The sequence below is a fragment of the Serratia entomophila genome (genome assembly GCF_021462285.1).
Classification (GTDB): Bacteria; Pseudomonadota; Gammaproteobacteria; order Enterobacterales; family Enterobacteriaceae; genus Serratia; species Serratia entomophila.
This window is the reverse complement of the sequence record NZ_CP082787.1, coordinates 3,838,728-3,860,793: the sequence shown is the minus strand read 5'-3', so window position 1 is coordinate 3,860,793 and position 22,066 is coordinate 3,838,728. Positions and strand designations below refer to the sequence as shown.

22 protein-coding genes are annotated in these 22,066 nt (G+C 59.5%); 7 read left to right on the top strand and 15 right to left on the bottom strand.

Going from position 1 to position 22,066, the window contains the following annotated elements; genetic code table 11:
• Positions 1–16 precede the first annotated feature (16 nt).
• The 5 genes from proX to KHA73_RS18715 form a co-directional block, all read right to left on the bottom strand.
• Positions 17–1,018 (bottom strand): glycine betaine/L-proline ABC transporter substrate-binding protein ProX, encoded by a 1,002-nt coding sequence (gene proX, locus KHA73_RS18735; protein ID WP_234585933.1) that lies wholly within the window; start codon positions 1,016–1,018, stop codon positions 17–19.
• A gap of 45 nt (positions 1,019–1,063) precedes the next feature.
• Positions 1,064–2,167, bottom strand: coding sequence for a glycine betaine/L-proline ABC transporter permease ProW (proW, locus tag KHA73_RS18730; RefSeq protein ID WP_234585932.1), 1,104 nt, complete (start codon positions 2,165–2,167; stop codon positions 1,064–1,066).
• Positions 2,160–3,362, bottom strand: coding sequence for a glycine betaine/L-proline ABC transporter ATP-binding protein ProV (gene proV / locus KHA73_RS18725; protein ID WP_234591333.1), 1,203 nt, complete (start codon positions 3,360–3,362; stop codon positions 2,160–2,162). Before proV ends, proW begins: the two co-directional genes overlap by 8 nt.
• Before the next feature lie 394 nt (positions 3,363–3,756).
• Complete coding sequence (locus KHA73_RS18720; RefSeq protein ID WP_234585930.1) at positions 3,757–4,443, bottom strand: response regulator; 687 nt, start codon at positions 4,441–4,443, stop codon at positions 3,757–3,759.
• Positions 4,444–4,460: 17 nt separating this feature from the next.
• A complete protein-coding gene (locus KHA73_RS18715) occupies positions 4,461–6,059 on the bottom strand; it encodes an ATP-binding protein (RefSeq protein ID WP_234585929.1) in 1,599 nt (532 codons plus the stop codon).
• Positions 6,060–6,386: 327 nt separating this feature from the next.
• Here KHA73_RS18715 and KHA73_RS18710 point away from each other — a divergent pair, with 327 nt between their 5' ends.
• Complete coding sequence (locus KHA73_RS18710) at positions 6,387–7,742, top strand: 2-hydroxycarboxylate transporter family protein (RefSeq protein ID WP_234585928.1); 1,356 nt, start codon at positions 6,387–6,389, stop codon at positions 7,740–7,742.
• 114 nt (positions 7,743–7,856) lie between these two features.
• Here the strand turns inward: KHA73_RS18710 and KHA73_RS18705 are convergent, their stop codons facing one another.
• Complete coding sequence (locus KHA73_RS18705; protein ID WP_234585926.1) at positions 7,857–8,828, bottom strand: patatin-like phospholipase family protein; 972 nt, start codon at positions 8,826–8,828, stop codon at positions 7,857–7,859.
• Between the two features lie 211 nt (positions 8,829–9,039).
• On the opposite strand from KHA73_RS18705, the gene KHA73_RS18700 reads away from it, so the two are divergent.
• Positions 9,040–9,984, top strand: a complete 945-nt coding sequence (locus tag KHA73_RS18700; RefSeq protein WP_234585924.1) for an MBL fold metallo-hydrolase — start codon at positions 9,040–9,042, stop codon at positions 9,982–9,984.
• A gap of 28 nt (positions 9,985–10,012) precedes the next feature.
• Here the strand turns inward: KHA73_RS18700 and KHA73_RS18695 are convergent, their stop codons facing one another.
• The gene (locus KHA73_RS18695; RefSeq protein ID WP_234585922.1) at positions 10,013–10,906 is read right to left on the bottom strand and encodes a LysR family transcriptional regulator; all 894 of its coding nucleotides are present in this window, start codon (positions 10,904–10,906) and stop codon (positions 10,013–10,015) included.
• Positions 10,907–11,010: 104 nt separating this feature from the next.
• Here KHA73_RS18695 and KHA73_RS18690 point away from each other — a divergent pair, with 104 nt between their 5' ends.
• Positions 11,011–11,751 (top strand): SDR family oxidoreductase, encoded by a 741-nt coding sequence (locus KHA73_RS18690; RefSeq protein ID WP_234585921.1) that lies wholly within the window; start codon positions 11,011–11,013, stop codon positions 11,749–11,751.
• Between the two features lie 29 nt (positions 11,752–11,780).
• Positions 11,781–12,020 (top strand): DUF1289 domain-containing protein, encoded by a 240-nt coding sequence (locus tag KHA73_RS18685; protein WP_314725591.1) that lies wholly within the window; start codon positions 11,781–11,783, stop codon positions 12,018–12,020.
• A 70-nt stretch (positions 12,021–12,090) separates the two neighbouring features.
• Here KHA73_RS18685 and nrdF read toward each other — a convergent pair whose 3' ends face one another.
• From nrdF to KHA73_RS18660, 5 genes are all read right to left on the bottom strand, one after another.
• Entirely contained in the window at positions 12,091–13,062 is a 972-nt protein-coding gene (nrdF, locus tag KHA73_RS18680) for a class 1b ribonucleoside-diphosphate reductase subunit beta (protein ID WP_234585919.1), read from the bottom strand.
• Positions 13,063–13,070: 8 nt separating this feature from the next.
• Entirely contained in the window at positions 13,071–15,215 is a 2,145-nt protein-coding gene (gene nrdE, locus KHA73_RS18675; protein ID WP_234585917.1) for a class 1b ribonucleoside-diphosphate reductase subunit alpha, read from the bottom strand.
• Positions 15,197–15,601 carry a class Ib ribonucleoside-diphosphate reductase assembly flavoprotein NrdI gene (nrdI, locus tag KHA73_RS18670; protein WP_234585915.1) on the bottom strand — a complete coding sequence of 135 codons (405 nt, stop codon included), beginning with the start codon at positions 15,599–15,601 and terminating at the stop codon, positions 15,197–15,199. The genes nrdE and nrdI overlap by 19 nt, the downstream gene beginning before the upstream one ends.
• 8 nt (positions 15,602–15,609) lie before the next feature.
• Positions 15,610–15,840 (bottom strand): glutaredoxin-like protein NrdH, encoded by a 231-nt coding sequence (nrdH, locus tag KHA73_RS18665; RefSeq protein ID WP_234585914.1) that lies wholly within the window; start codon positions 15,838–15,840, stop codon positions 15,610–15,612.
• Between the two features lie 283 nt (positions 15,841–16,123).
• Positions 16,124–16,555 (bottom strand): carboxymuconolactone decarboxylase family protein, encoded by a 432-nt coding sequence (locus tag KHA73_RS18660; protein ID WP_234585912.1) that lies wholly within the window; start codon positions 16,553–16,555, stop codon positions 16,124–16,126.
• 97 nt (positions 16,556–16,652) lie between these two features.
• Between KHA73_RS18660 and pdxR the strand changes: the two genes are divergently transcribed.
• Positions 16,653–18,086, top strand: a complete 1,434-nt coding sequence (gene pdxR, locus KHA73_RS18655; protein WP_234585911.1) for a MocR-like pyridoxine biosynthesis transcription factor PdxR — start codon at positions 16,653–16,655, stop codon at positions 18,084–18,086.
• Between the two features lie 63 nt (positions 18,087–18,149).
• Here the strand turns inward: pdxR and KHA73_RS18650 are convergent, their stop codons facing one another.
• Complete coding sequence (locus tag KHA73_RS18650) at positions 18,150–18,458, bottom strand: DUF883 family protein (protein ID WP_234585909.1); 309 nt, start codon at positions 18,456–18,458, stop codon at positions 18,150–18,152.
• Positions 18,459–18,686: 228 nt separating this feature from the next.
• Between KHA73_RS18650 and asr the strand changes: the two genes are divergently transcribed.
• Positions 18,687–19,040 carry an acid resistance repetitive basic protein Asr gene (asr, locus tag KHA73_RS18645; RefSeq protein WP_234585908.1) on the top strand — a complete coding sequence of 118 codons (354 nt, stop codon included), beginning with the start codon at positions 18,687–18,689 and terminating at the stop codon, positions 19,038–19,040.
• Positions 19,041–19,234: 194 nt separating this feature from the next.
• Here the strand turns inward: asr and KHA73_RS18640 are convergent, their stop codons facing one another.
• On the bottom strand, positions 19,235–19,615 hold the full coding sequence (locus KHA73_RS18640) for a DUF4440 domain-containing protein (RefSeq protein WP_234585907.1): 381 nt from the start codon (positions 19,613–19,615) through the stop codon (positions 19,235–19,237).
• Positions 19,612–20,994 carry an MFS transporter gene (locus tag KHA73_RS18635; protein WP_234585906.1) on the bottom strand — a complete coding sequence of 461 codons (1,383 nt, stop codon included), beginning with the start codon at positions 20,992–20,994 and terminating at the stop codon, positions 19,612–19,614. The genes KHA73_RS18640 and KHA73_RS18635 overlap by 4 nt, the downstream gene beginning before the upstream one ends.
• Before the next feature lie 106 nt (positions 20,995–21,100).
• On the opposite strand from KHA73_RS18635, the gene KHA73_RS18630 reads away from it, so the two are divergent.
• Positions 21,101–21,997, top strand: a complete 897-nt coding sequence (locus KHA73_RS18630) for a LysR family transcriptional regulator (protein ID WP_234585905.1) — start codon at positions 21,101–21,103, stop codon at positions 21,995–21,997.
• Positions 21,998–22,066: the final 69 nt, after the last annotated feature.

Sequence of the window (22,066 nt, the reverse complement as noted above, 5' to 3'; positions counted from 1 at the left end):
TTGCGCTCCGGCTCGCTTACCTGTTGGCGGCCTGCGCGGCGGTTTTCACCCAGCCGTCGAAGGTCGCCTGATGCGCCTTGATCCAACCGTTGACGTGGTTCTGAATATCCGCTTCTGAAGCCTGGCCTTCATGCATGCGCAGATTCTGCGCGTTCACGTCGGCGATCGGCAGCTTCATGATGGCGAACAGCTTGGCCGCCGCCGGGTTGGCTGCGGCCCACTGCTTGTTGGCGGCGATGCGCATGGTGTTGACCGGGAAGCCATAGTTGGCGCCGTTAGGCAGCTTGGTGTCGACGTCTTTCTGCTCGCCCGGCAGGGAAGAAAACGGCACCTGCAGCCAGACCACATCGCGCCCCGGCACTAACACGTCGCTTACCCAGTACGGCGTCCAGGTGTAATACAGCACCGGTTTGCCTTCTTTATAGCGGGTGATGGTGTCGGCGATCATCGCCGCGTAGTTGCCCTGGTTGTGTTCAACGGTTTTGCTCAGGCCGTAGGCGTCGATATGGTGGTTGATCACCGCCTCGCAGCCCCAGCCCGGGGTGCAGCCGGTCAGATCGGCCTTGCCGTCGCCGTTGGTGTCGAACAGCTTGGCGATCTTGGGATCCTTGAGCTGCTCGACGTTGGTGATGTGATATTTGTCGGCGGTTTTCTTGTCGATCAGATAACCCTGCGCGGCGCCGTTGACGTACACACCCTCGCGGTAAAACTTGGCGTCGCCGCCGGCGGCTTTATATTGGTCGGCGTGCAAAGGATCCCAGTTGACCGCGATAAAGGTGGCGTCGCCGGAGGCGATGGAGGTGTAGGCGACGTTGTAATCCACCTCTCGCGGGTCTTTCACGTCGTAACCCAGCTTTTCCAACGCCTTGCCGACCAGCAGCGTCTGGAAGGTTTCTTCAGAAATGGTGCTTTGTACCGGTTGCACCGAGATCCCTTTTCCTGGCAAATCATCAGCGAAAGCAACCTGTGAGCCAATCAGTGTCGTAAGGGCGATTGCCCAGATGCCTGTGGTACGCATAGTTTTTCCTCTTTTACGCCTATTGAATCAGGCTTATATATTCGTTCAGGTTTTTTTAATGAACGGGCGTGTGAACAGCCCGATGGGGCCGTGGGCATACCAGCGGCCGATGCCCTTGCTGCGGCGATCGCGCCCCAGCGACTGGGTGAGGCGGTCAAGGATGATCGCCAGGATCACGATGCCCACGCCGCCGACGGCGGCCAGGCCCATATCCAGCCGGCCGATGCCGCGCAGCACCATCTGCCCCAGACCGCCGACGGCGATCATCGAGGCGATCACGACCATCGACAGCGCCAGCATCAGCGTTTGGTTAACGCCGGCCATGATGGTCGGCATCGCCAGCGGCAGCTGCACTTTGAACAGCAGCTGGCGCGGGCTGGAGCCGAAGGATTCGGCGGCTTCAATCAGGTCTTCCGGCACCTGTTTGATGCCGAGGATGGTCAGACGCACGATCGGCGGCAGCGCAAAGATGATGGTCACCACCACGCCAGGCACGTTGCCGATGCCGAACAGCATGACGATCGGCACCAGGTAGACGAAGGCCGGCGTGGTTTGCATGGCGTCGAGCAACGGTCTGATCACCCTGGCGGCGTGCCTGCTGCGCGCCAGCCAGATGCCGAGCGGCAGGCCGATGACGATGCAGAAGAACAGGGCGGTCAGAACCAGCGCCAGCGTGACCATCGCCTGTGACCAGGCGCCGATGGCGCCGATGGCGATCAGGGAAACCAGGGTTGCGGCGCCCATGCCGAGGCTGGCTATCTGCCAGGCGATCAGCGAGAACAGCAAAATGGCGATCGGCGCGGGCATCCCCAGCAGCAGCTGCTGAAAGCCGCTGAGGATAACGTCGACCGGCACGCGGATGCCCTGGAACAGCGGGCGGAAGTGCAGCACCAGCCAGTCGATGCCCTGGGTGACCCAGGAGTCGAACGGCACCCAGGCCTTGTGAAAGGGATCGAGCAGGCTGAAGTGCTCCGGCTGCGCCGGCGCGCTGTTGAGCCAGTCGGAGCCCGGTGCGGCGGCGTCATGGGCGGCCGGCGGTGGGGCGCTGGACCAGGCGTCGCCGCTATTGGCGGCGGCGTCAGGCGCCGGGGCCGCGCTATCGGCGGGCGCAGTGGCCCAGGGATCTTGTGTTTGCGTCGCGTCACTCATGGGCTGGTGCCTCCTTGTCCAAAGCCTGAAGCAGCATGGCTTTGGAGATGATTCCGAGATAGTTATGTTCTTCGCAGACTACCGGCACCGCGCAGGGCGCCTGGGCGACCAGGGAAATCAGTTCGCTCAGCGGCATGTCGGCCGGCACCGGGGCCGGGGCCTCGAGCAGGGCGTCGTCCAGCGTCTGGTTGGCGGCCAACGCCTGCTTCAGAGAATCTATCGACACCACGCCGATAAATTTCTTTCCGCGTTCAATAACATAACCATAGTCACGGTCTTCATCGCGCAGCAGCTGCAGCGCGGAGCGGGGGCCAAAGCCGGGGGTTTTGCGGATCAGCGTGACCGGGCGGCGTTGGGCGATATCCTTGGCGCTGAATACGTGGCTGATATCCACACCGCGGAAGAAGGTGCGCACATAATCATTGGCCGGATTATTCAATATTTCATCCGGCGTGCCGACCTGGATCACCTCGCCACCCTGCATGATCGCAATGCGATCGCCAATGCGCATCGCCTCGTCCAAATCGTGGGAAATAAAGACGATGGTACGTTGGTGCTGGGCCTGTAATTTAACCAGCTCATCCTGCATTTCGGTGCGAATTAATGGGTCGAGCGCCGAGAAGGCTTCGTCCATCAATAATATGTCCGGGTTATTGGCCATTGCCCGGGCTAATCCCACGCGCTGGCGCATACCGCCGGATAATTCATCCGGGTAAGCATGGGCATAATTCTCCAGCCCCACCTGACGCAATGCCTCCAACGCTTTTTCCTGCCGTTCCTGCAGCGGAATACCGGCTAATTCCATGCCGAAAGCGGTATTATTCAGCACATTCATATGCGGCATCAGGGCGAATGACTGAAATACCATACCGATCTTATTGCGCCGCACGGTGCGCAGTGCGGCGTCGGATATTGTCGAAATATCCTCGCCGTCGATCAGCACCTGGCCGCGAGTGGGTTCTATCAGACGATTGAGAAGGCGTACCAGGGTGGATTTTCCGGAACCGGAGAGCCCCATGATGACAAATATCTCGCCTTCTTCAATGGCCAGAGAGGCGTCTTTTACGCCCAGCGATAATCCGGTTTTTTCAAGCAATTGGTCTTTTGTTAGCCCCTTGTCTATCAGTTTAAATGCGTGTTCCGGATGTTCGCCAAATATCTTATATAGGTTCTTTACTTCGAGTTTAATTGCCATGCAATTTGTTGTTTCCTCTGGTGTAATTAAAGCGATATAAAACTTCCCAATCGAAAATAATAGTGCTCTATACCCTAACACAGTGAATATCTGAGACAACCCTCAATGTTCTCTGAATGGGATATTAGTGGTTTACATCAAGTTTTTGATTGGTTATGGTAGTTTGGCCAATGTTCAATTTTCATTGGTCATTATTTTTCGTAATTGTCTGGTTTTAGGTGGAAATAACGCCCCCGTATAGACGATATTATTTACCCGGGCGGGTAATAAAAAACCCGACCATTGGCCGGGTAAAAGTCATCAGTATTTCATCAGTTTTAACGACAGGTGCCGACATCGAGGGGACATCGCCAATGGCATGCTATCGCCCTTGTGTGACAGCCAGATGGCAGCCTCAGGCTTTCCGATACAGCCGCCGCGGATGGCCGATATTGCCGTACAGCATCTCCACCTTAACGAACTGGGTGGCGACGCAGTATTCCAGATAACGACGGGCGGTGGTTTTGCTGATGCCGATCCGCTCCACCACGTCTTCCACCGCGTGCGCCGTTTCCGGGCTGTTGATAAACAGCGCCTGCACCAGCTCGAGGGTATTGGTCTCAATGCCCTTGGCGCTCGGTTCGCTGGAAAACTGCTTGGACTGCAGGTTATACAGCGCGTCGACGCTATTCTGATCGATCACCTTGAACGTTTGCTGGGTCTGTACAAACTGCATGAACCGCTCCAGCGAGTTGCGCAGCCGCTTGTAGGACACCGGTTTGATGATGTAGTCGAAGGCGCCGTTGCGGATCGCCTGGCTGCAGGTGTTCATGTCGCTGGCGGCGGTGATGAAGATAACCGAGCAGGCCGGGTTCTTCACCGCCGGTTCTTCCATCAGCTCAATGCCCTGGCCGTCCGGCAGAAAGTTGTCCAGCAGGATCAGCCGCGGCTGGTGCGCATTGGCCTTCGCCCGCGCCTCTGCCAGCGTAGCGGCGTAGGCCACCACGCGCAGATTGAAATTTTTCTCGATAAATTCCGCGTGCAGCGTCGCCAACTGTGGCTCATCTTCCACGATCAGAACATCCAGTGCTTGGTGTGACATCATTCGGGTGCTCAAAACTATAAGGTTTTAGGGATAAAGAGAGAAAATATCGCGCCGTGCGGCTCGTTGTCCGACACTTCTATGCTGCCGTGCGCCTGCGCCACGTGGCTGGCCACCAGATGCAGGCCGATGCCGTGATCGTTTTTATCGTCTTTGGTGGTCATGCCCTGTTCAAACAGCGTATCACGAATTTCCTCCGCAATACCGGTGCCGTGGTCGGCGACTTCGATCACCAGTTCGTTGCTGCCGTCGCTGATATAAAGCTCCACCGCCCGGTGCGGCGCCGGGCAGCGCAGCGTCGCTTCGACCGCATTGTCCAGCAGGTTGCCGACGATCGACATCAGTTCGGTTTCGTTCAGCGCCGCCGGGATCTGCCGCAGCTGGCACGCCGGATCAAAACGCAGCTCCACGCCTTTTTCCTTGGCGCTGGAATATTTGCCCAGCAGCAGGCCGCACAGCGCCGCCGAACTGAAGCGCTGCGAGATAAAATCGAGGATCTCCTGTGCGCCTTCAGACTGCGCCTCCACATAGCGAATGGCTTCGTCGTAGCGTTGCATGTGCAGCAGGCCCGCCAGGGTAGCGGTCCAGTTCAACTGCTCGTGGCGCATGATGCGCAGGTTATCGGCGTAGCGCTTCACCTGGCTGAGCTGGCTGCTCAGGGTGTTGATGTCGTTTTTGTCGCGAAAGCTGATGACCCAGCCCTGCAGCTCTTCCTCCTGCATGATGCGCACCCGGCTGGCGATCACCCGCACGTGGTTAAAGCGGCACACTTCATCGTGGGTATCTTGCCCCAGCTGAGCGGCGCCAAAAAAGTCCGGCTGCGCCTGGATCACCTCGCCGATCTCGCGCCCCATCAGCGCGTTGGCGGGCTGGCGCAAATCGAGCAGCTCACGCGCCGCATGGTTGATGGTGATGATGCGCAACTGCGGATCGACGGCGATCACCCCTTCATAGATGGCTTCGAGCAACGCTTTTTGCTGGCGCACCAGCAGCGCGATTTCTTTGGGTTCCAGCCAAAACATCTGGCGCTTGAGGTTTTTCGACAGCAGCCAGGAGAAAATAAACAGCGCCGCCAACAGCAGAATAATTGAGCCGACAATTTGCGTCAGGGTTCTGGCATTTAAATTGTCGATATGCGATTTCAGATAACCCACCGAAACAATGCCGATGACCTGATTATGTTCATCCATAATCGGCGCTTTGCTGCGTAATGACACGCCGATGCCGCCTTTGCGAATGGAAATAATGCTTTTCCCTTCGAGCACCTCTTTATTATCGCCGCCAACCATCGGCGAGCCGAGACGCACGTCGTATTCGGAATGGTAAAGGTGCCTGGCCTGATTATCGCCAATGACAATATAGCTGGCGTCGCTGCTGGCGCGGATCTTTTTCATCAGTGCGGCGATCTGGCCGGCGTCGTTTTTTTCCACGGCGGCGGCCAGCGACGGGATCAGGGCTATCTCCCGCGCCTGTACCTGAGCCCGGGCGCCGAGATCGCGGTGCAGCTGGGCATCCAGTTGGTAGTAGGCGTAAGCGCCGATAAGGGCCAGCAACACGCAGGAGAAGGCGACCAGGCACAGAAACAGCTTGATTTGGAATGAGAGTTTTATGCGCATCGCCTGAGCTTCACCTGAAGAAATCCTGAGGGGTTACCCTACCATGAGAAGGGGTTGGTGTAATATTGCGCCGGATCAAGTTGTGATCGCAGCCACGGCTTTATATTTATTGGGCGCGTTTATTCAGCGGCTGCGAAAAAATTGATAAGCTTTAAAATAAAAATGCTATTAACACCATTAACACCACGATGTATTTCACATAATTACCATTAACACCATAGAAACCATAACAACCATTAAAAACCCTGTTTAACTTTGAACAAAATCACAGCAGTTTATCCGTGCATTTATCTATGATGGCTGAACAAACTAATAAGAGGCCAGATTATGAGCACAACAGATGATTCTTACCTCGTCGCCAAAGACAAAACCGCCGATATTCCCCTGCGGGAAAAATGGTGGCATATATTGGACAATTATAAAGTAGGGATTATTCCGTTACCGTTCTTTATTCTGGCCGGCATACTTATTTTACTCGATTGCATCGAGGGGAAATTACCCAGCGACATCGTGGTGATGGTCGCCACGCTGGCGTTCTTTGGTTTTGCCTGCGGCGAGTTCGGCAAACGCCTGCCGCTGATCGGCAAAATGGGGGCGGCGGCGATCTGCGCTACCTTTATCCCTTCCGCGTTGGTGCATTACGGCCTGCTGCCGGACGTGGTGGTGGAATCCACCACCAAGTTCTATAAATCGACCAACATTCTTTATCTGTACATCTGCTGCATTATCGTCGGCAGCATCATGAGCATGAACCGCCAGGTGCTGATCCAGGGCTTCCTGCGCATCTTCGTGCCCATGCTGTGCGGCGAGATCGTCGGCATGATTGCGGGCATGGCGGTTGGCATGGCGCTGGGGCTGGAACCCTTCCAGATCTTCTTCTTCCTGATCCTGCCGATCATGGCCGGCGGCGTAGGGGAAGGGGCGATACCGCTGTCGATGGGCTATGCGGCGATTTTGCACATGGAGCAAGGCGTAGCGCTGGGGCGCATCCTGCCGATCGTGATGCTTGGCAGCCTGACCGCCATCGTGATCGCCGGCCTGCTTAACCAACTGGGTAAACGCTACCCGCACCTGACCGGTGAAGGCAGCCTGATGCCGAGCAAACAAGGCGACAGCGATATGGCCGCGGTGGATAAAATCAGCGGCAAGGTGGACGTCAGCACCATCGCCTGCGGCGCGCTGCTGGCCATTCTGCTGTATATGGTGGGCATGCTGCTGCACCGCATGATTGGTCTGCCTGCGCCGGTGGGCATGCTGTTCGCCGCCGTGGCGGTGAAGCTGGCGCACGGGGTTTCTCCGCGCATCCAGGAAGGCTCTCAGGTGGTGTACAAGTTCTTCCGCACCGCGGTGACTTACCCGATTCTGTTCGCCGTCGGCGTGGCCATTACCCCGTGGCAGGAGCTGGTGGATGCCTTCACCATCCAGAACCTGATCGTGATCGTTACCACCGTCAGCGCGCTGGTGGCGACCGGCTTCTTCGTCGGCAAGAAAATCGGCATGCACCCGATCGATGTGGCTATCGTCTCTTGCTGCCAGAGCGGGCAGGGCGGTACCGGCGACGTGGCTATTCTGACCGCCGGCAACCGCATGTCGCTGATGCCGTTCGCTCAAATCGCCACCCGCATCGGCGGCGCGATCAACGTCTCGCTTTCGCTGCTGGTGCTGGCCAAGTTCTTCGTCTAACCCGCGTTACCCGCATAACTCCTATAAATCCTTAGCGTTACTTTGCCTTTCCCCGCCCCCGCGGGGATTTTTTTGCCCGCGCTGCGGTCAGGCGGCGCGGGCGGGTTATGCTGGTCAGGCTGCCTGTTTGGCCGCAGCATCGTACCAGGCGAAGTAACGCTCCACGCCCCGGCGGCCGGATTCGATCAGCGCGCGCTTTTTGGCTGCGCTAATGCCGAACTCCAGCGTGCTGACGTCCAGCGTGTCGACATAGACGGTGCGCTTCCAGTCATCGCTGTCCAGATGCACTTTAGTCTGAATATCCAACATGACGTTGACCAGCGCCATGGAGAAGTCGAACAGGCTGTTGATCGGGGTTTTAGCGGCAGGCTGGCCGGCCGCCTGGGCGATTTCGCTGGCGGAGTCCAGCCGGATGCCCAGGGTGCGGGTGTTGATCCGCTGGCTGGCGGTGTCGATGTAAGGCGGGGTGGCGGAGAAGTCATAGTCAAACAGCCGCACCGGGTAGTTATCGATCATGCCGCCGTCGATGCACAGCTCGCCCAGATCGTTATTCTTCGCCACAAAGGCGAAGGGGAACGACATCGAGATGCGCAGACCGTCCGCCACCTTCATGCGCGGCGTGGTTTGGTGGGAATATACCTCGCGCAGCCCGCTGTTGAGGTTAGCGCCGATAAAATAGAGGGATTTGAAGCCTTTTTTCGTCTTCATTGCCTCAAACTTTTCAAAGGTGATATCCGGATTGCCGGTATATTTTTTGATGATGTCGCGCGACCAGGAATAAAAATAATCGCCGGGGGCGATGCCGTAGTGATTAAACAGGCGATAGGCATCGTGCAGGGAACCCAAAAAGCCGCCGTTATAATCGAGGAACTTTTTAAAATCCATTTCCGAGAGGATTTTGGTCACCTCGGCGGAGCTGCAGCCCAGCCCCACCAGCAGCGCGGCGATGGCGCCTGCGGATGCGCCGGAGGCCTGTTTGATCTGCGGCATAATGCCTTTGGCTTCCAGCAGCTCCAGAACGCCGCCATAGGCAATGCCTTTTACGCCGCCGCCTTCAAATACCAGATTTTCGAATGGATAGTTCATGGTGTTTCCTTACTCGTTGTTTAGTGGAGTAAGAAAAGTAACGGATTAAAAACCTGTTCAATATTGATTGGGGTTGTGTGATTCCGCAGACAAAACTATTCAACATAAATATATTTTTTATATTTATATAATTTAAATGTATTCATTAAGCAGGCGCATTGTCGAATTTGCGCTAATACTTAGCGCTGTCTAATTAATTGAAGGAGTCGTCATGTTCTGGAAACGCTATCTGCTGGGGGCCGCATTGGCCATTATGGCGCTGCAGGCGACCGCCACCGCGCCGCAGGTGAAAACCCCAACCCCGGGTTTTTACCGCATCATGCTGGGCAATTATGAAGTCACCGCGTTGTCCGACGGCGTGCTCCGCCTGCCGGCGGACAAGCTGTTGTTGAACAGCACGCCGCAGCAGATTGACGCCGGGCTGGCTGAGCATCATCAAAGTCTGCCGGTAGTCACCTCGGTCAATGCCTATCTGATCAACACCGGCGGCAAGCTGATCATGATCGACGCCGGCGCCGGAGCGCTGCTGGGCGATAGCCTGGGCAAACTGGCGGCCAACATCAAAGCCGCCGGCTACCGGCCGGAACAGGTGGATGAAATTTACCTGACCCACATGCATCCGGATCACCTGGGCGGCCTGACGCAAAATGGCCGGGCGCTATTCCCTAACGCGCTGGTGCGCGCTTCGCAGCAGGATGCCGACTACTGGCTGAGCGAGAGCAAAATGAAACAGGCGAAAACGGAGGATAAGGCTAATTTTGAACGCGCCATTGCGGCGATCAAACCCTATCAGGCCGCCGGCCATTTCAAGCCTTTCGCCAATGACGGTGAGCTGTCGCCGGGCATTACCGCCTTTGCGGCCCACGGCCATACGCCGGGTCACAGCATTTATCGCGTGGAAAGCCAGGGTAAGAAACTGCTGTTGCTGGGGGACCTGATTCACGTGGCGGCGGTGCAGCTCGCCCATCCGCAGGTGGCGATACGCTTCGACAGCGACGCCAGGGCCGCCGTGGCGCAACGGCTGCGGGTGTTCGGCGACAGCGCCCGGCAGGGCGAGCTGGTGGGGGCAGCGCACCTGTCGTTCCCGGGGCTGGGTTACCTGAACCGGCAAGGTGAGGGCTATGAGTGGGTGCCGCTGAACTACGGTGAGCTATAAGGCAGCAGGCCGCCCAATGGGCGGCTTTTTACTGATTGCGGGCGGCGAAGATTTTGCTGAACCAGTCGATAAAGATCCGCACCCGCGCTGACAGCTGGCGGCTGTGGGGATACAGCAGCGACACCGGCATTGGCGTCGAGGGGAACTGCGGCAGCAGCGGCACCAGCTTGCCGGCGGCCAGATCGTCATGCAGGTGGTAATGCGGCACCTGAATGATCCCCAACCCCATGCGCGCGGCGGCGACCAGGCTCTCGGCGGCGCTGACCGAAACCGTGGCGGGCAGCGCCAACGTTAACGGCTGGCCGTTGACGTTGAACTCCAGCGGCACCAGCGCGCCGGTGGCGGAGGAGCGAAAGCCCACCATGCGGTGGCCCTGCAGATCTTCCAGACTGTGCGGCGTGCCGAAGCGCTGCAGGTAAGCGGGGGCCGCGCAGGTGATCTCTTCCAGTTCGCCCAACCGCCGCGCCACCATATCGCTGTCGCGCAGCTTGCCGACGCGCACCACGCAGTCGATGCCTTCCCGCAGCGCATCCACCAGCCTATCGCCCTCGCTCATGTACAGCTCGATATCCGGATACTGCGCCAGAAAATCGGGCAGCGCCGGCAGCAAAAAATGGCGAGCCAGCGTGCCGTGCACCTCGACGCGCAGCAGGCCGCGCGGCCTGGCGCCGGCAAACGCCATTTCAGCGTCTTCGATATCCGCCAGAATGGCCAGGCAGCGCTGGTAGTAGGCCTCGCCGTCCAGCGTCGGGCTGACGTGGCGGGTGGTGCGCTGCAGCAACCGGACGCCCAGCCGCGCCTCGAGCTGCTTGATGGCGTCGGTGACGGTCGAGCGTGGCAGGCTCAGATCCTGCGCCGCCTGGGTGAAACTGCGCTGTTCCACCACGCGGGTGAACAGACGCATGGCATCGATTCTGTCCATGGCTATTGTTCGTTAATTTCGGATAGTGATAACGAAGAATAGGGGATTATTCGCCATGGCGAAAGGTGCATGATGGCAACACACTTAACCGAGAGGACACCAACATGAACCACGCCACTCAACGCGTCGCTATCGTCACCGGCGCATCGCGCGGCATCGGCGCCGCCATCGCCGAGCGCCTGGCCGCCGACGGTTTCACCGTGATTATCAACTATGCCGGCAATCAGGCGCTGGCCGATGAGCTGGTGCGCAAGATTGAACAACGCGGCGGCCGTGCGCTGAGCGCCAGGGCGGACATCAGCGATGCCGCCGCCGTCGCTCAGCTGTTTGAGCGCGCCGAGCAGGCGTTCGGCGGCGTCGACGTGTTGGTCAACAACGCCGGCGTGATCGCCCTGGCGCCGGTGGCGGAGATGAGCGACGCCGATGCCGATCGCCTGATCGACATTAACCTGAAGGGCAGTTTCAACACCCTGCGTGAGGCGGCGAAGCGCCTGCGCGACCATGGCCGCATCATTAACTTCTCTTCCAGCGTGGTGGGGTTGCTGCAGCCGGGCTACGGCATGTACGCCGCCAGCAAGGCGGCGGTGGAGGCGCTGACCAGCGTGTTGGCGAAAGAGCTGCGCGGGCGCAATATCACGGTAAACGCCATCGCACCGGGGCCGACCGCCACCAGCCTGTTCCTCGACGGCAAAACCCCGGAGCTTATCGAACGCCTGGCGAAGATGGCGCCGCTGGAACGGCTGGGTGAGCCCGCAGATATCGCCGCGGCGGTGTCGTTCCTGGCCGGTGCGGACGGCGGCTGGATCAACGGGCAAACCCTGCGCGCCAACGGCGGCATCGTCTGATCCGCATTCGCCGCAGGATCGGGTATTCTGTGGCGAATAATGCAATGCGGGAGCGTTTTATGGCGGGTGACGGTAAACCAGAAGGGGACGGTGTGGCCTCACCCTGCGTCAACCTCTGCCGGATCGATGGCGAAAATCCGTGGTGCCGGGGCTGCCTGCGCACGCTGGATGAGATCGCCGCCTGGCCAGGCGCAAGCGACGAAGAAAAGCGCGCGATTTGGCGACGCATTCGGCAGCGGGCGGAGCAGGGTGATAACAGAATATTGTAGAGCGCGGCGAGCCGCGCTCCTGATGATTGGCTAAATCACGGAGGTGAACCAATCAGCCTCGATGCCTCCCTCAGAAGTCCCAGTCTTCATCCTCGGTATTGACCGCTTTGCCAATCACGTAAGACGAGCCGGAGCCGGAGAAGAAGTCGTGGTTCTCGTCGGCGTTCGGCGACAGCGCCGACAGGATCGCCGGGTTGACCTGCGCCATCGCCGGCGGGAACAGCGCCTCATAGCCCAGGTTCATCAGCGCCTTGTTGGCGTTGTAGTGCAGGAAGGTTTTCACGTCTTCGGTCCAGCCCACGCCGTCGTACAGCTCTTCGGTGTAGCGCACCTCGTTGTCGTACAGATCCTGCAGCAGGTCGAAGGCGAAGTTTTTCACCTGTTGGCGACGCGCGGCGTCCACCTTCTCCAGCCCTTTCTGGAACTTATAGCCGATGTAATAGCCGTGCACCGCCTCGTCGCGAATGATCAGGCGGATCAGATCGGCGGTGTTGGTCAGCTTGGCGCGGCTCGACCAGTACATCGGCAGATAAAAGCCCGAGTAGAACAGGAAAGACTCCAGGAATACGCTGGCCACCTTCTTCAGCAGCGGATCGTCACCGCGGTAGTGGGCCAGGATGATGCTGGCCTTTTTCTGCAGCGCACGGTTTTCCTCGCTCCAGCGGTAGGCGTCGTCCACGTCCGGCGTTTGGCACAGCGTGGAGAAGATAGAGCTGTAGGAACGGGCGTGCACCGCTTCCATAAAGCCGATGTTGGAGTACACCGCTTCTTCGTGCGGCGTCAGCGCATCGGCGATCAGCGCCGGCGCGCCCAGGGTGTTCTGGATGGTGTCCAGCAGCGTCAGCCCGGTGAATACGCGGATGGTCAGCTGTTGTTCCTTCGGCGTCAGCGTGGCCCAGGAGGGGATATCGTTCGACAGCGGCACCTTCTCCGGCAGCCAGAAGTTGGAGGTCAGGCGGTTCCATACCTCCAGATCCTTGTCGTCTTCGATAATATTCCAGTTGATGGCGCGCACCAGCGGCGCCGATTTAATCATGGTCATAAGTTGCCTCACAGCGCGCAGGACACGCAGCCCTGCACCTCGGTGCCTTCCAGCGCCATCTGGCGCAGGCGGATGTAGTAAATGGTCTTGATGCCCTTGCGCCAGGCGTAGATCTGCGCGCGGTTGATATCGCGGGTGGTGGCGGTGTCGCGGAAAAACAGCGTCAGCGACAGCCCCTGATCGACGTGTTGGCTGGCGGCGGCATAGGTGTCGATGATCTTTTCCGGCCCGATGTCGTAGGCATCCTGGTAATACTCCAGGTTGTCGTTGGTCATGTAGGGCGCGGGGTAATACACCCGGCCAATCTTGCCCTCCTTGCGGATCTCGATGCGCGAAACGATCGGATGAATGCTGGAGGTGGAGTTGTTGATGTAGGAAATCGAACCGGTCGGCGGCACCGCCTGCAGGTTCTGATTGTACAGGCCGTGCATCATCACCGACTGGCGCAGCGCCAGCCACGATTCGCGGCCCGGAATGGCGATATTGGCGGCGGCGAACAGCTCGCGCACCCGTGCGGTCTGCGGCTGCCACTCCCGCTCGGTGTACTTGCTGAAGTATTCGCCGCTGGCGTAGCGGGAATCTTCGAAGCCGCCAAAGCTGGCGCCTCGCTCGATCGCCAGCTGATTGGACGCGCGCAGTGCGTGGTAGGCCAGGGTATAGAAATAGATATTGGTAAAGTCGATGCCTTCTTCCGAGCCGTAGAAGATACGTTCGCGCGCCAGGTAGCCGTGCAGGTTCATTTGCCCCAGGCCGATGGCGTGCGAGCTGCGGTTGCCTTCGGCGATCGAGGGCACCGAGCGGATGTCGCTCATGTCGGCCACCGCGGTCAGTGCGCGGATTGCGGTCTCCACCGCCTTGCCGAAGTCTGGCGCATCCATGGTTTTGGCGATGTTCAGCGAACCGAGGTTGCAGGAGATATCCTTGCCGATGCGATCGTAACTGAGATCTTCATGGTAGGTGCTGGCGCGGTTGACCTGCAGGATCTCCGAACACAGATTGCTCATGTTGATGCGCCCGGCGATCGGGTTTTCGCGGTTGACCGTATCTTCGAACATCATGTACGGGTAGCCGGACTCGAACTGGATCTCCGCCAGCACCTGGAAGAACTCGCGGGCGTTGATGCGCGATTTGCGGATGCGTTTGTCGTCCACCATCTCGCGGTATTTTTCGCTGATGCTTACCTCCGAGAAGGGCACGCCGTAAACCTGTTCCACGTCGTAAGGCGAGAACAGATACATCTCTTCGTTGTTTTTCGCCAGCTCAAAGGTGATGTCCGGGATCACCACCCCCAGCGACAGCGTCTTGATGCGGATTTTCTCGTCGGCGTTTTCGCGCTTGGTGTCGAGGAAGCGCAGAATGTCCGGGTGATGGGCGTTGAGATACACCGCGCCGGCGCCCTGGCGCGCACCCAACTGGTTGGCGTAGGAGAAAGCGTCCTCAAGCATTTTCATGATCGGAATGACCCCGGAGGACTGATTCTCGATGCGCTTGATAGGTGCGCCCACTTCGCGGATGTTGGTCAACAGGAAGGCCACGCCGCCGCCGCGTTTCGACAGCTGCAGCGCGGAGTTCACCGCCCGGCCGATCGATTCCATATTGTCTTCGATGCGCAGCAGGAAGCAGGACACCAGCTCGCCGCGCTGCTGCTTGCCGCTGTTGAGGAAGGTCGGCGTCGCCGGCTGGAAACGGCCGGAAATCATCTCTTCCACCAGATCCTGCGCAAGCCGGGTATCGCCCGCCGCCAAGGTCAGCGCCACCATGCATACCCGATCTTCGTAACGCTCGAGATAGCGTTTGCCGTCGAAGGTTTTCAGCGTATAGCTGGTGTAATACTTAAAGGCGCCGAGGAAAGTCTCGAAGCGGAATTTTTTCGCATAGGCCTGCTGGAACAGCCGCTTGATAAAGGGGAAATCGTACTGCGCCAGCACCTGCGGCTCGTAATAGCCTTCCTCCACCAGATAACGCAGCTTTTCCTCCAGGTTGTGGAAGAACACGGTGTTCTGGTTGACGTGCTGCAGGAAGTAATGCCGCGCCGCCAGCCGATCCTTGTCGAACTGGATCCGGCCTTCGGCATCGTAAAGATTGAGCATCGCGTTGAGCGAATGGTAATCCAGCGCGCCGGCGGCGGGCCTGGTCAGTTCTGTCGTTGCCAAAATGCGGTTACTCCCTGTCGAACGTTTTCAACGTCTTGCACGGTGCCGAGCAGCTCAAAGCGGTAAAGGAAAGGCACCTGGCATTTTTTGGCGATAATGTCGCCGGCAATGCCGTAAGCTGCGCCGAAGTTGGTGTTCCCGGCGGCAATCACGCCGCGCAGGTATGAACGATTCTGTGGGTCGTTGAGAAAGCGGATCACCTGGATCGGCACGGCTCCCACGGCGCTGCCGCCGCCGTAACTGGGCACGATCAATATGTAGGGGCGTTCCATCAGCAGCTTGCTGCGGGCGCCGGCGATCGGAATGCGGATCGCCGGCAATCCCAGTTTTTCAACGAACCTGTGGGTGTTCTCCGAACTGCTGGAGAAGTAAACCAGCGGATTCATGGCCGGCCTCAGGAGGCGAGGGCCAGAGCGCCGATCTTGTCCGGCCGGAAGCCGGACCAATGGTCGTCACCGGCGACGATCACCGGAACCTGCTGATAACCTAATGATTTAACGTGATTCAGCGCCTGCTGATCCTGGGTGAGGTCGATCACCTGATAGTCGATCCCTTGTTTATCAAATGCGCGGTAGGTGGCGTTGCACTGGACACAGTCCGGTTTGCTGTAAATAATAATGCTCATGATTCGCATTTACCTTTTAGGCTGAAGGAAAGGCGGACAGGTCAGATAACGGAGCATCTTTCGGCGTTTCTGACGGCGTTATCAGCCGAACGACAATCCCTGCGGCTGATGGATTTAATACTATATGTGGATATTTTATTTATCAACCACGCTATATATGGTGTTTTGGCGATATTTGCGCGCAGGCCGCGGCAGGGCTGGGAAAGCGGAGAGAAAATTTTTTTGCGGGTGGGTTTCGTTAGAATAGCCCCCCTCCCAGGCAGAGAGGGGGAGGCGCGGCGCCTTATTGGCGCATGGCGATCGCCAGCCGGTTAAAGGCGTTCATGATGCTGATGGCGAAGGTCAGATCGGCGATTTCCACGTCGCTGAAATGGGCCTTCAATGCGTCGAATGCGCTGTCTGGCGCGCCGGTGGCGGCGATCAGCGTGACCGACTCCGCCCATTCCAACGCGGCGCGCTCGCGCTCGCTGAACTCATGGCTGACGCGCCAGCCCGCCAGCGTATCCAGCTTGGCGTTGCTGAAGCCGCTTTCGCGCAGGGCTTTGCCGTGCATGTCCAGGCAGTAGGCGCACCCGTTGATCTGCGAAACGCGCATAAACATCAGCTCGATGGTCGCCTTGTCCAGCGCCCCTTTTTCCAGTCCCATTAACGCGCTCACCATGCCTTTGTACGGTGCGGGAGCGAGCTCGGCGTATTGCAAACGTTGCTTAATCATGGTCAACCTCAATCAATGAATAACGAAATCATGGAGGCTACTTTAGCGGCGATATGGTCTATGCTATAGGGCCATAAAATGATTATTTAACCAGGCCATGATGCGTCGGTTTCTCACCTCTTTGCGGCTGGACAGCCGGCTCGCCGAGCCGCTGTATCGGCAAATTTATCAGCGGATTAAAGACGCCATCGCGCAAGGGACGTTGACGGCGGGCAGCCGGCTGCCGTCGGTGCGCGGGTTGGCCAGCGATCTGGGCGTGGCGCGCGCTACGGTGGAAAGCGCCTATGCGCAGCTGATCGCCGAAGGTTTTTTACAAAGCCGCGGGCAGGCGGGCACCTATGTGTCGCCGCAGCTGCGCAACTTGCCGCGGGGCAAAGCGCCGGCGGTGGAACCGCTGCCGACGGTGGCCGCCGATCCGCTGCACCCGCAGGGCATGGTGCAGCCGTTTCAGCTTGGCCTGCCGGCGCTGGACGCTTTCCCGCGCGCGCTGTGGCAGCGCATCGTCGCCCGCCAGCTGCGTGGCGCCACTATGGCTTCGCTGGCGCTGCCGCCGGCTAACGGCCAGCCCGAACTGCGCGAAGCGATCGCCAACTATCTGCATTTGTCGCGCGGCATTGATTGCCGGCCGGAGCAGATTTTTATCTGCGCCGGTTATCCGGCGCTGCTGGATTTAATTGCCGACACCCTGTTACAGGCGGGCGATGAGGTGTGGCTGGAAGATCCCGGCTACCCGGTGACGCTGCCGCTGCTGCGCGCCGCCGGAATGCGGCCGGTACCGGTGCCGGTCGACGAACAGGGGATGAACGTCGCCGCCGGCATCGCCACGGCGCCGCAGGCGCGGCTGGCGGTGGTGACGCCGACCCACCAAAGCCCATTGGGGGTATCGCTGAGCCTGGCGCGGCGCATGGCGTTGCTGGATTGGGCGCAGCAGCGCTCGGCGTGGATCCTCGAAGACGATTACGACAGCGAGTTCCGTTACCACGGGCGGCCGCTGCCGCCGCTGAAAAGCCTCGATCGCCAGGGGCGAGCGCTGTACGCCGGCACCTTCAGCAAAACCTTGTTCCCGGCGTTGCGCATGGCTTATCTGGTGGTACCCGCCGGGCTGACGGCGGCGTTTGCCCACAGCAGCCGGCTGCGCGGCTGCGGCTGTTCGCCGCTGCTGCAAGCCGGCGTGGCGGATTTTATCAATCAGGGGCATTTTTACCGCCATCTCAAGCGCATGCGGCCGCTGTATCGTGAACGGCGAGAGTGGCTGGCGCAGGCGCTTGAGCGGCAATTGGGCGATCGGCTGGCGGTGACGCCACAGCCCGGCGGCATTCAACTGTTGGTTCGTCTGCAGGACGAAGAGCAGGATGCGCAGCTGGCGGCGCAGGCCTGGCAGCGGGGGCTGGCGGTGCAGGCGTTGTCGGAATGGCGGATAGCCCATGCGGCGGGAAAGGGGCTGCTGTTGGGGTTCGCCAATTTTAACCGGCGCGAAGATGCGGAACGGGCGGTAACGCGCTTGGCCGCGCTGTTCGCCGCCGTAAATTAAACGGCCCGCGGTTTCCCACGGGCCAGACGCGCATCTGTTTTATCTTTATGACTGCAAGGGGTGTTAACGCCGGGCCAGCAGCACGCCGAGCACGATGCCGACGGCGGCACCGATCCCTACGCCCTGCCAAGGTTTGTCGCGCACATAGCTGTCGGCATGTTCGACGGCGTCGCGTGCGTGCTGTGTCAGACTGTTCGAACCGTTAAAGCGCGCTCTGGCGTCACGCAGTACGCCTTTCGCTTTGTTGTGCAGCTCTTTCAGCTCCTCTTTGGTCTTGTCGCCGGACTCGCGCAGCACTTCATCCAGCGTATCGGCCAACAAAGTGACGTCCTGATCGATATCGCGTTCTGCTTTTTCTGTTTTCTTAAACATTCGGCTCTCCGTTTCGACACATGTCTATTAAGCATAGACCATTCTGCAAACTGTGCTACCGATCACGGAAAAACCAGCACGTTGGGTGACATTTCCCGGCGCAACGTGCTTTGTACATTTGGTTACTCGGCGAAACCAATCACTCACGGAAGGCGGCCATCGATTCCTCTATTCTCTGTTCAACGGCTCCAACGGGGCTAATCGAAACAACACTCTGAGGAATTAAAGATGAAAAAAGTATTAGCGCTGATCGTTGCCGCCACTATGGGTCTGTCTTCCGTTGCTTTCGCTGCCGATACCGCAGCTTCTGCACCGGCAACCACCACTGCACCGGCTGCGACCACCACCACTGCTGCGCCAGCTGCTGCTGAGAAGGCTCCTGCTAAAGCCACTCACCATAAGAAAGCGCACAAAAAAGCAACCAAAAAAGCCCCAGCTCAGAAAGCCCAGGCTGCTAAAAAGCACCACAAAAAAGCGCCAGTGCAGAAAGCTCAGGCCGCTAAAAAGCACCACAAAAAAGCGCCAGTGCAGAAAGCTCAGGCCGCTAAAAAACACCACAAAAAAGCCGCTAAAAAAGCTTAATTGAGTTAAGCGTGCGGAGCCTGCCTGCTCCGCATGATCTAGCCAGTATTCAGACACCCGGTCCGCCGGGTGTCTTCTTTTGAGGCTACGTCATGATGATCAATCGCTATCTGTTCGAAGTGATTTTCAGCGCCGTTACCCTGTGCGGGCTGATCGTCGGCTGGGCGCTGTTTTTGGCCGGCAGCTTCCTGTGATTATTGTGCGACGGCGGTTTCATGCAGATGCCGCCAGCCCAGGCCGCTCTGCGTCTGCTCGAACACTGCGGTGGAATGGCGCAGCGTCGCCGCCTGCCCCGGCAGGGTTTGCCTCTCTTGATAACTGACCACGGCACCCGTCGGCCATTCGGCCACCAGCAGCATCTCTTCTATCGCAATAGTCAGCCCCGGTTTGGCCGCGCGATGCGCACGGAAAAACGCGCTCAGCGCGCTGAAATCCAGCTTGCCGCCGTTCAACGCGATCATGGTGAAGGCCGGGTCGAAGCGGGCCAGCAGCGCCTGTTCATCTCCCTGGCCTTTTTCCAGCCAGTTTTCAATGGCGACATGAGCGTCGACAACCTCGGTAAAGTAGCGGTTCATAACGATTCCTGTTGAGCTTTAAGATGGCGCACGATGGCGCGATTGGCGATACGCAGGCACAGCAGCATCGGCAGCAGCGTGCTGGCGGCGGCGAAGTAAAAACAATATTGGTAGGCAATGGCCGGCGGCAGCCAGTGCAGCAACAGATTCAACAGTAGGCTGAGCAGTGCCACGCCCAGACAGAAACTTAACTGACGGTTGATGTTCCACAGGGCGCTGGCGTCCGCCAGCTGCGCGTCGGGGACGCGCAAAAAGGCGCTGCTTTGCGCCGTGCTGCTGCACAGGCTGCCGCCCAGCCCCATCAGCGCGAAGGCGGCCACCTGCAGTGCCTGTTGATCGGCCGCGGTGATTTGCGCCAGCGCCAGCATACCCAGCCCTTGCAACAGGCAACCCGCCAGCAGCAGCGGGCGCGGGCCGAGGCGGTTAAAGGTTTTGCCGGTCAGGGTGATGGCGAGAAACGACGCCAGCGACCAGGGCAACATCAGGGCGCCAACCTGGGCGGCATGCATGCCGAGCTGGTTTTGCAGGTACAGCATCGCCACCAGGCTGACGCCGATAAACAACCCGGGAATGCACTGATAAATCATCATGGCGCTGCGCAGCAGCGGATCGCCCACCAGGCGCAGGTTCAGCAGCGGCTGCGGGGTGCGCAGGCTGTGCCGCAGATAATAGCCGAACGTCAGCGCGCCGATAGCCAGCAACAAGGCACCGGATCCCTGATGGCCGGATTCGCTCAGCCGGGTCAGGCCGAGCAGCAGCAGCGTCAGGGCCAGGCAGGCGCTGAACAGCCCCTTGCCGTCGAGCGGTTGGCGTTCTGCGCCCGGCGCCTCAACGCGCAGCCACAGCGCCGCCAGCAACAGCGCCAGCGCCGCCAGCGGCAGGTTGGCGAAGAACACCCAGCGCCAGTCCAGCCGATCGACAATCCAGCCGCCGAGCGCCGGCGACAGCGCCGGCGCCAGCAGGCCGACCAGCATAATGGCGGCCGAGAGCCCGGCGCGCTCATGGCTGCGGAACAGCTGATAGGTCAGCGTCTGGCCGATAGGGATCAGCAAGCCGCCGCCCATCCCCTGCAACACCCGCCAGCCAATCAGCTCACCGATGGAGCCGGCGTTGCCCGCCGCCGCGGTGGCCAGTATAAACAGCGTCAGCGACAGCAGGAACACCCGCCGCCCGCCGATGCGCTGCGCCAGCCAGGCGCTGAGCGGGATAACCAGCGTCAGGCCGAGGATATAGCCGTTGCTGAGCCAGGCCAGCTGGCTCACCGACGCCTGCATGGCGTGGCCAATGGCCGGATAGGCCACGTTGGCGATAAACATGTTGATCAGATCGACAAAAAATCCGAGCAGATAGACGATTGCCACTTTGCTGCGATAAGACATGAAGCCTCCGGTTGAAGGCGTGCAGTGTAGCGGCGGAAAAAGTGCGGATAAATCGGCCGCCGGCGATTACACTGTCAAAATAATTTTGACAATCAGGGCGAGTGATATGCTGAATCTGCAGCGTCTGGCGATCTTTGTGGCGGTGGTGGACGCCGGGAGCTTCACTGCGGCGGCGGTGACGCTGGGGCAAACCAAGGCGGTGGTGAGCTTCAACGTCAAACAGCTGGAGAACGAGTTAGGGGTGTCATTGCTGGCGCGCAGCACCCGGCGGTTGTCGCTGACCGACGCCGGCGCGCGTTTTTACCAGCGCTGCCTGCAGCTGCTGCAGGAGGCGGAAAATGTCTTGGACGACGTGCGACGCGATCACCAGGGCTTGAGCGGCGTGCTGCGCATCACCAGCACGCCCGAATATGGCGCCCGGGTGGTGGTGCCGGCGCTGGCGGCATTTTCTCAGCTGCACCCGCGCCTGCGCATTCAGCACGTTTCTTCCTCTTATCATGCCGATTTGATCGCGGAGCGTTTCGACGTCGCCATTCGTTTGGGGCAGTTGGCGGATTCCAGCCATCGGGCGGCGCTGCTCGACAGTTTCGATATTTTTCCGGTGGCTTCGCCGGCGTATCTGGCCCGACGGCCGATCGATTCTTTGCCGCAGCTGGCGCTGGCGCAATGGATCGCCCACAGCCGCCTCAGTTCGCCGCTCACCTGGCAGGTGATTACCCCGCAGCGGCAGGCGGTACTGTTCAAGGCGGAGGAGGCCGCCATGCTGACGGGCGACAGCGCGGCGGCGCTGCTGGCGTTTGCCCTGCACGGCGCCGGCGTGGCGCTGCTGCCGGAATGGCTGGTGCGGGCGGAGATCGCCGCAGGCAAGCTGTGTCGGCTGCTGCCGGATCACCAGTTTCCCGCGCAAAGCATTTACGCGCTGTATCCAAATACCCGCCACGTAGCGGAAAAGGTGCGGGCGTTTATTGATTTTCTGCGCGAGCGGGCTGCCAGGGGCGAATAAGCGCCAACATGAGCGCCACCGTTTATCAGCCTGCGGGCATGAATGTTTCGCAATATGTGAATCAGCTGC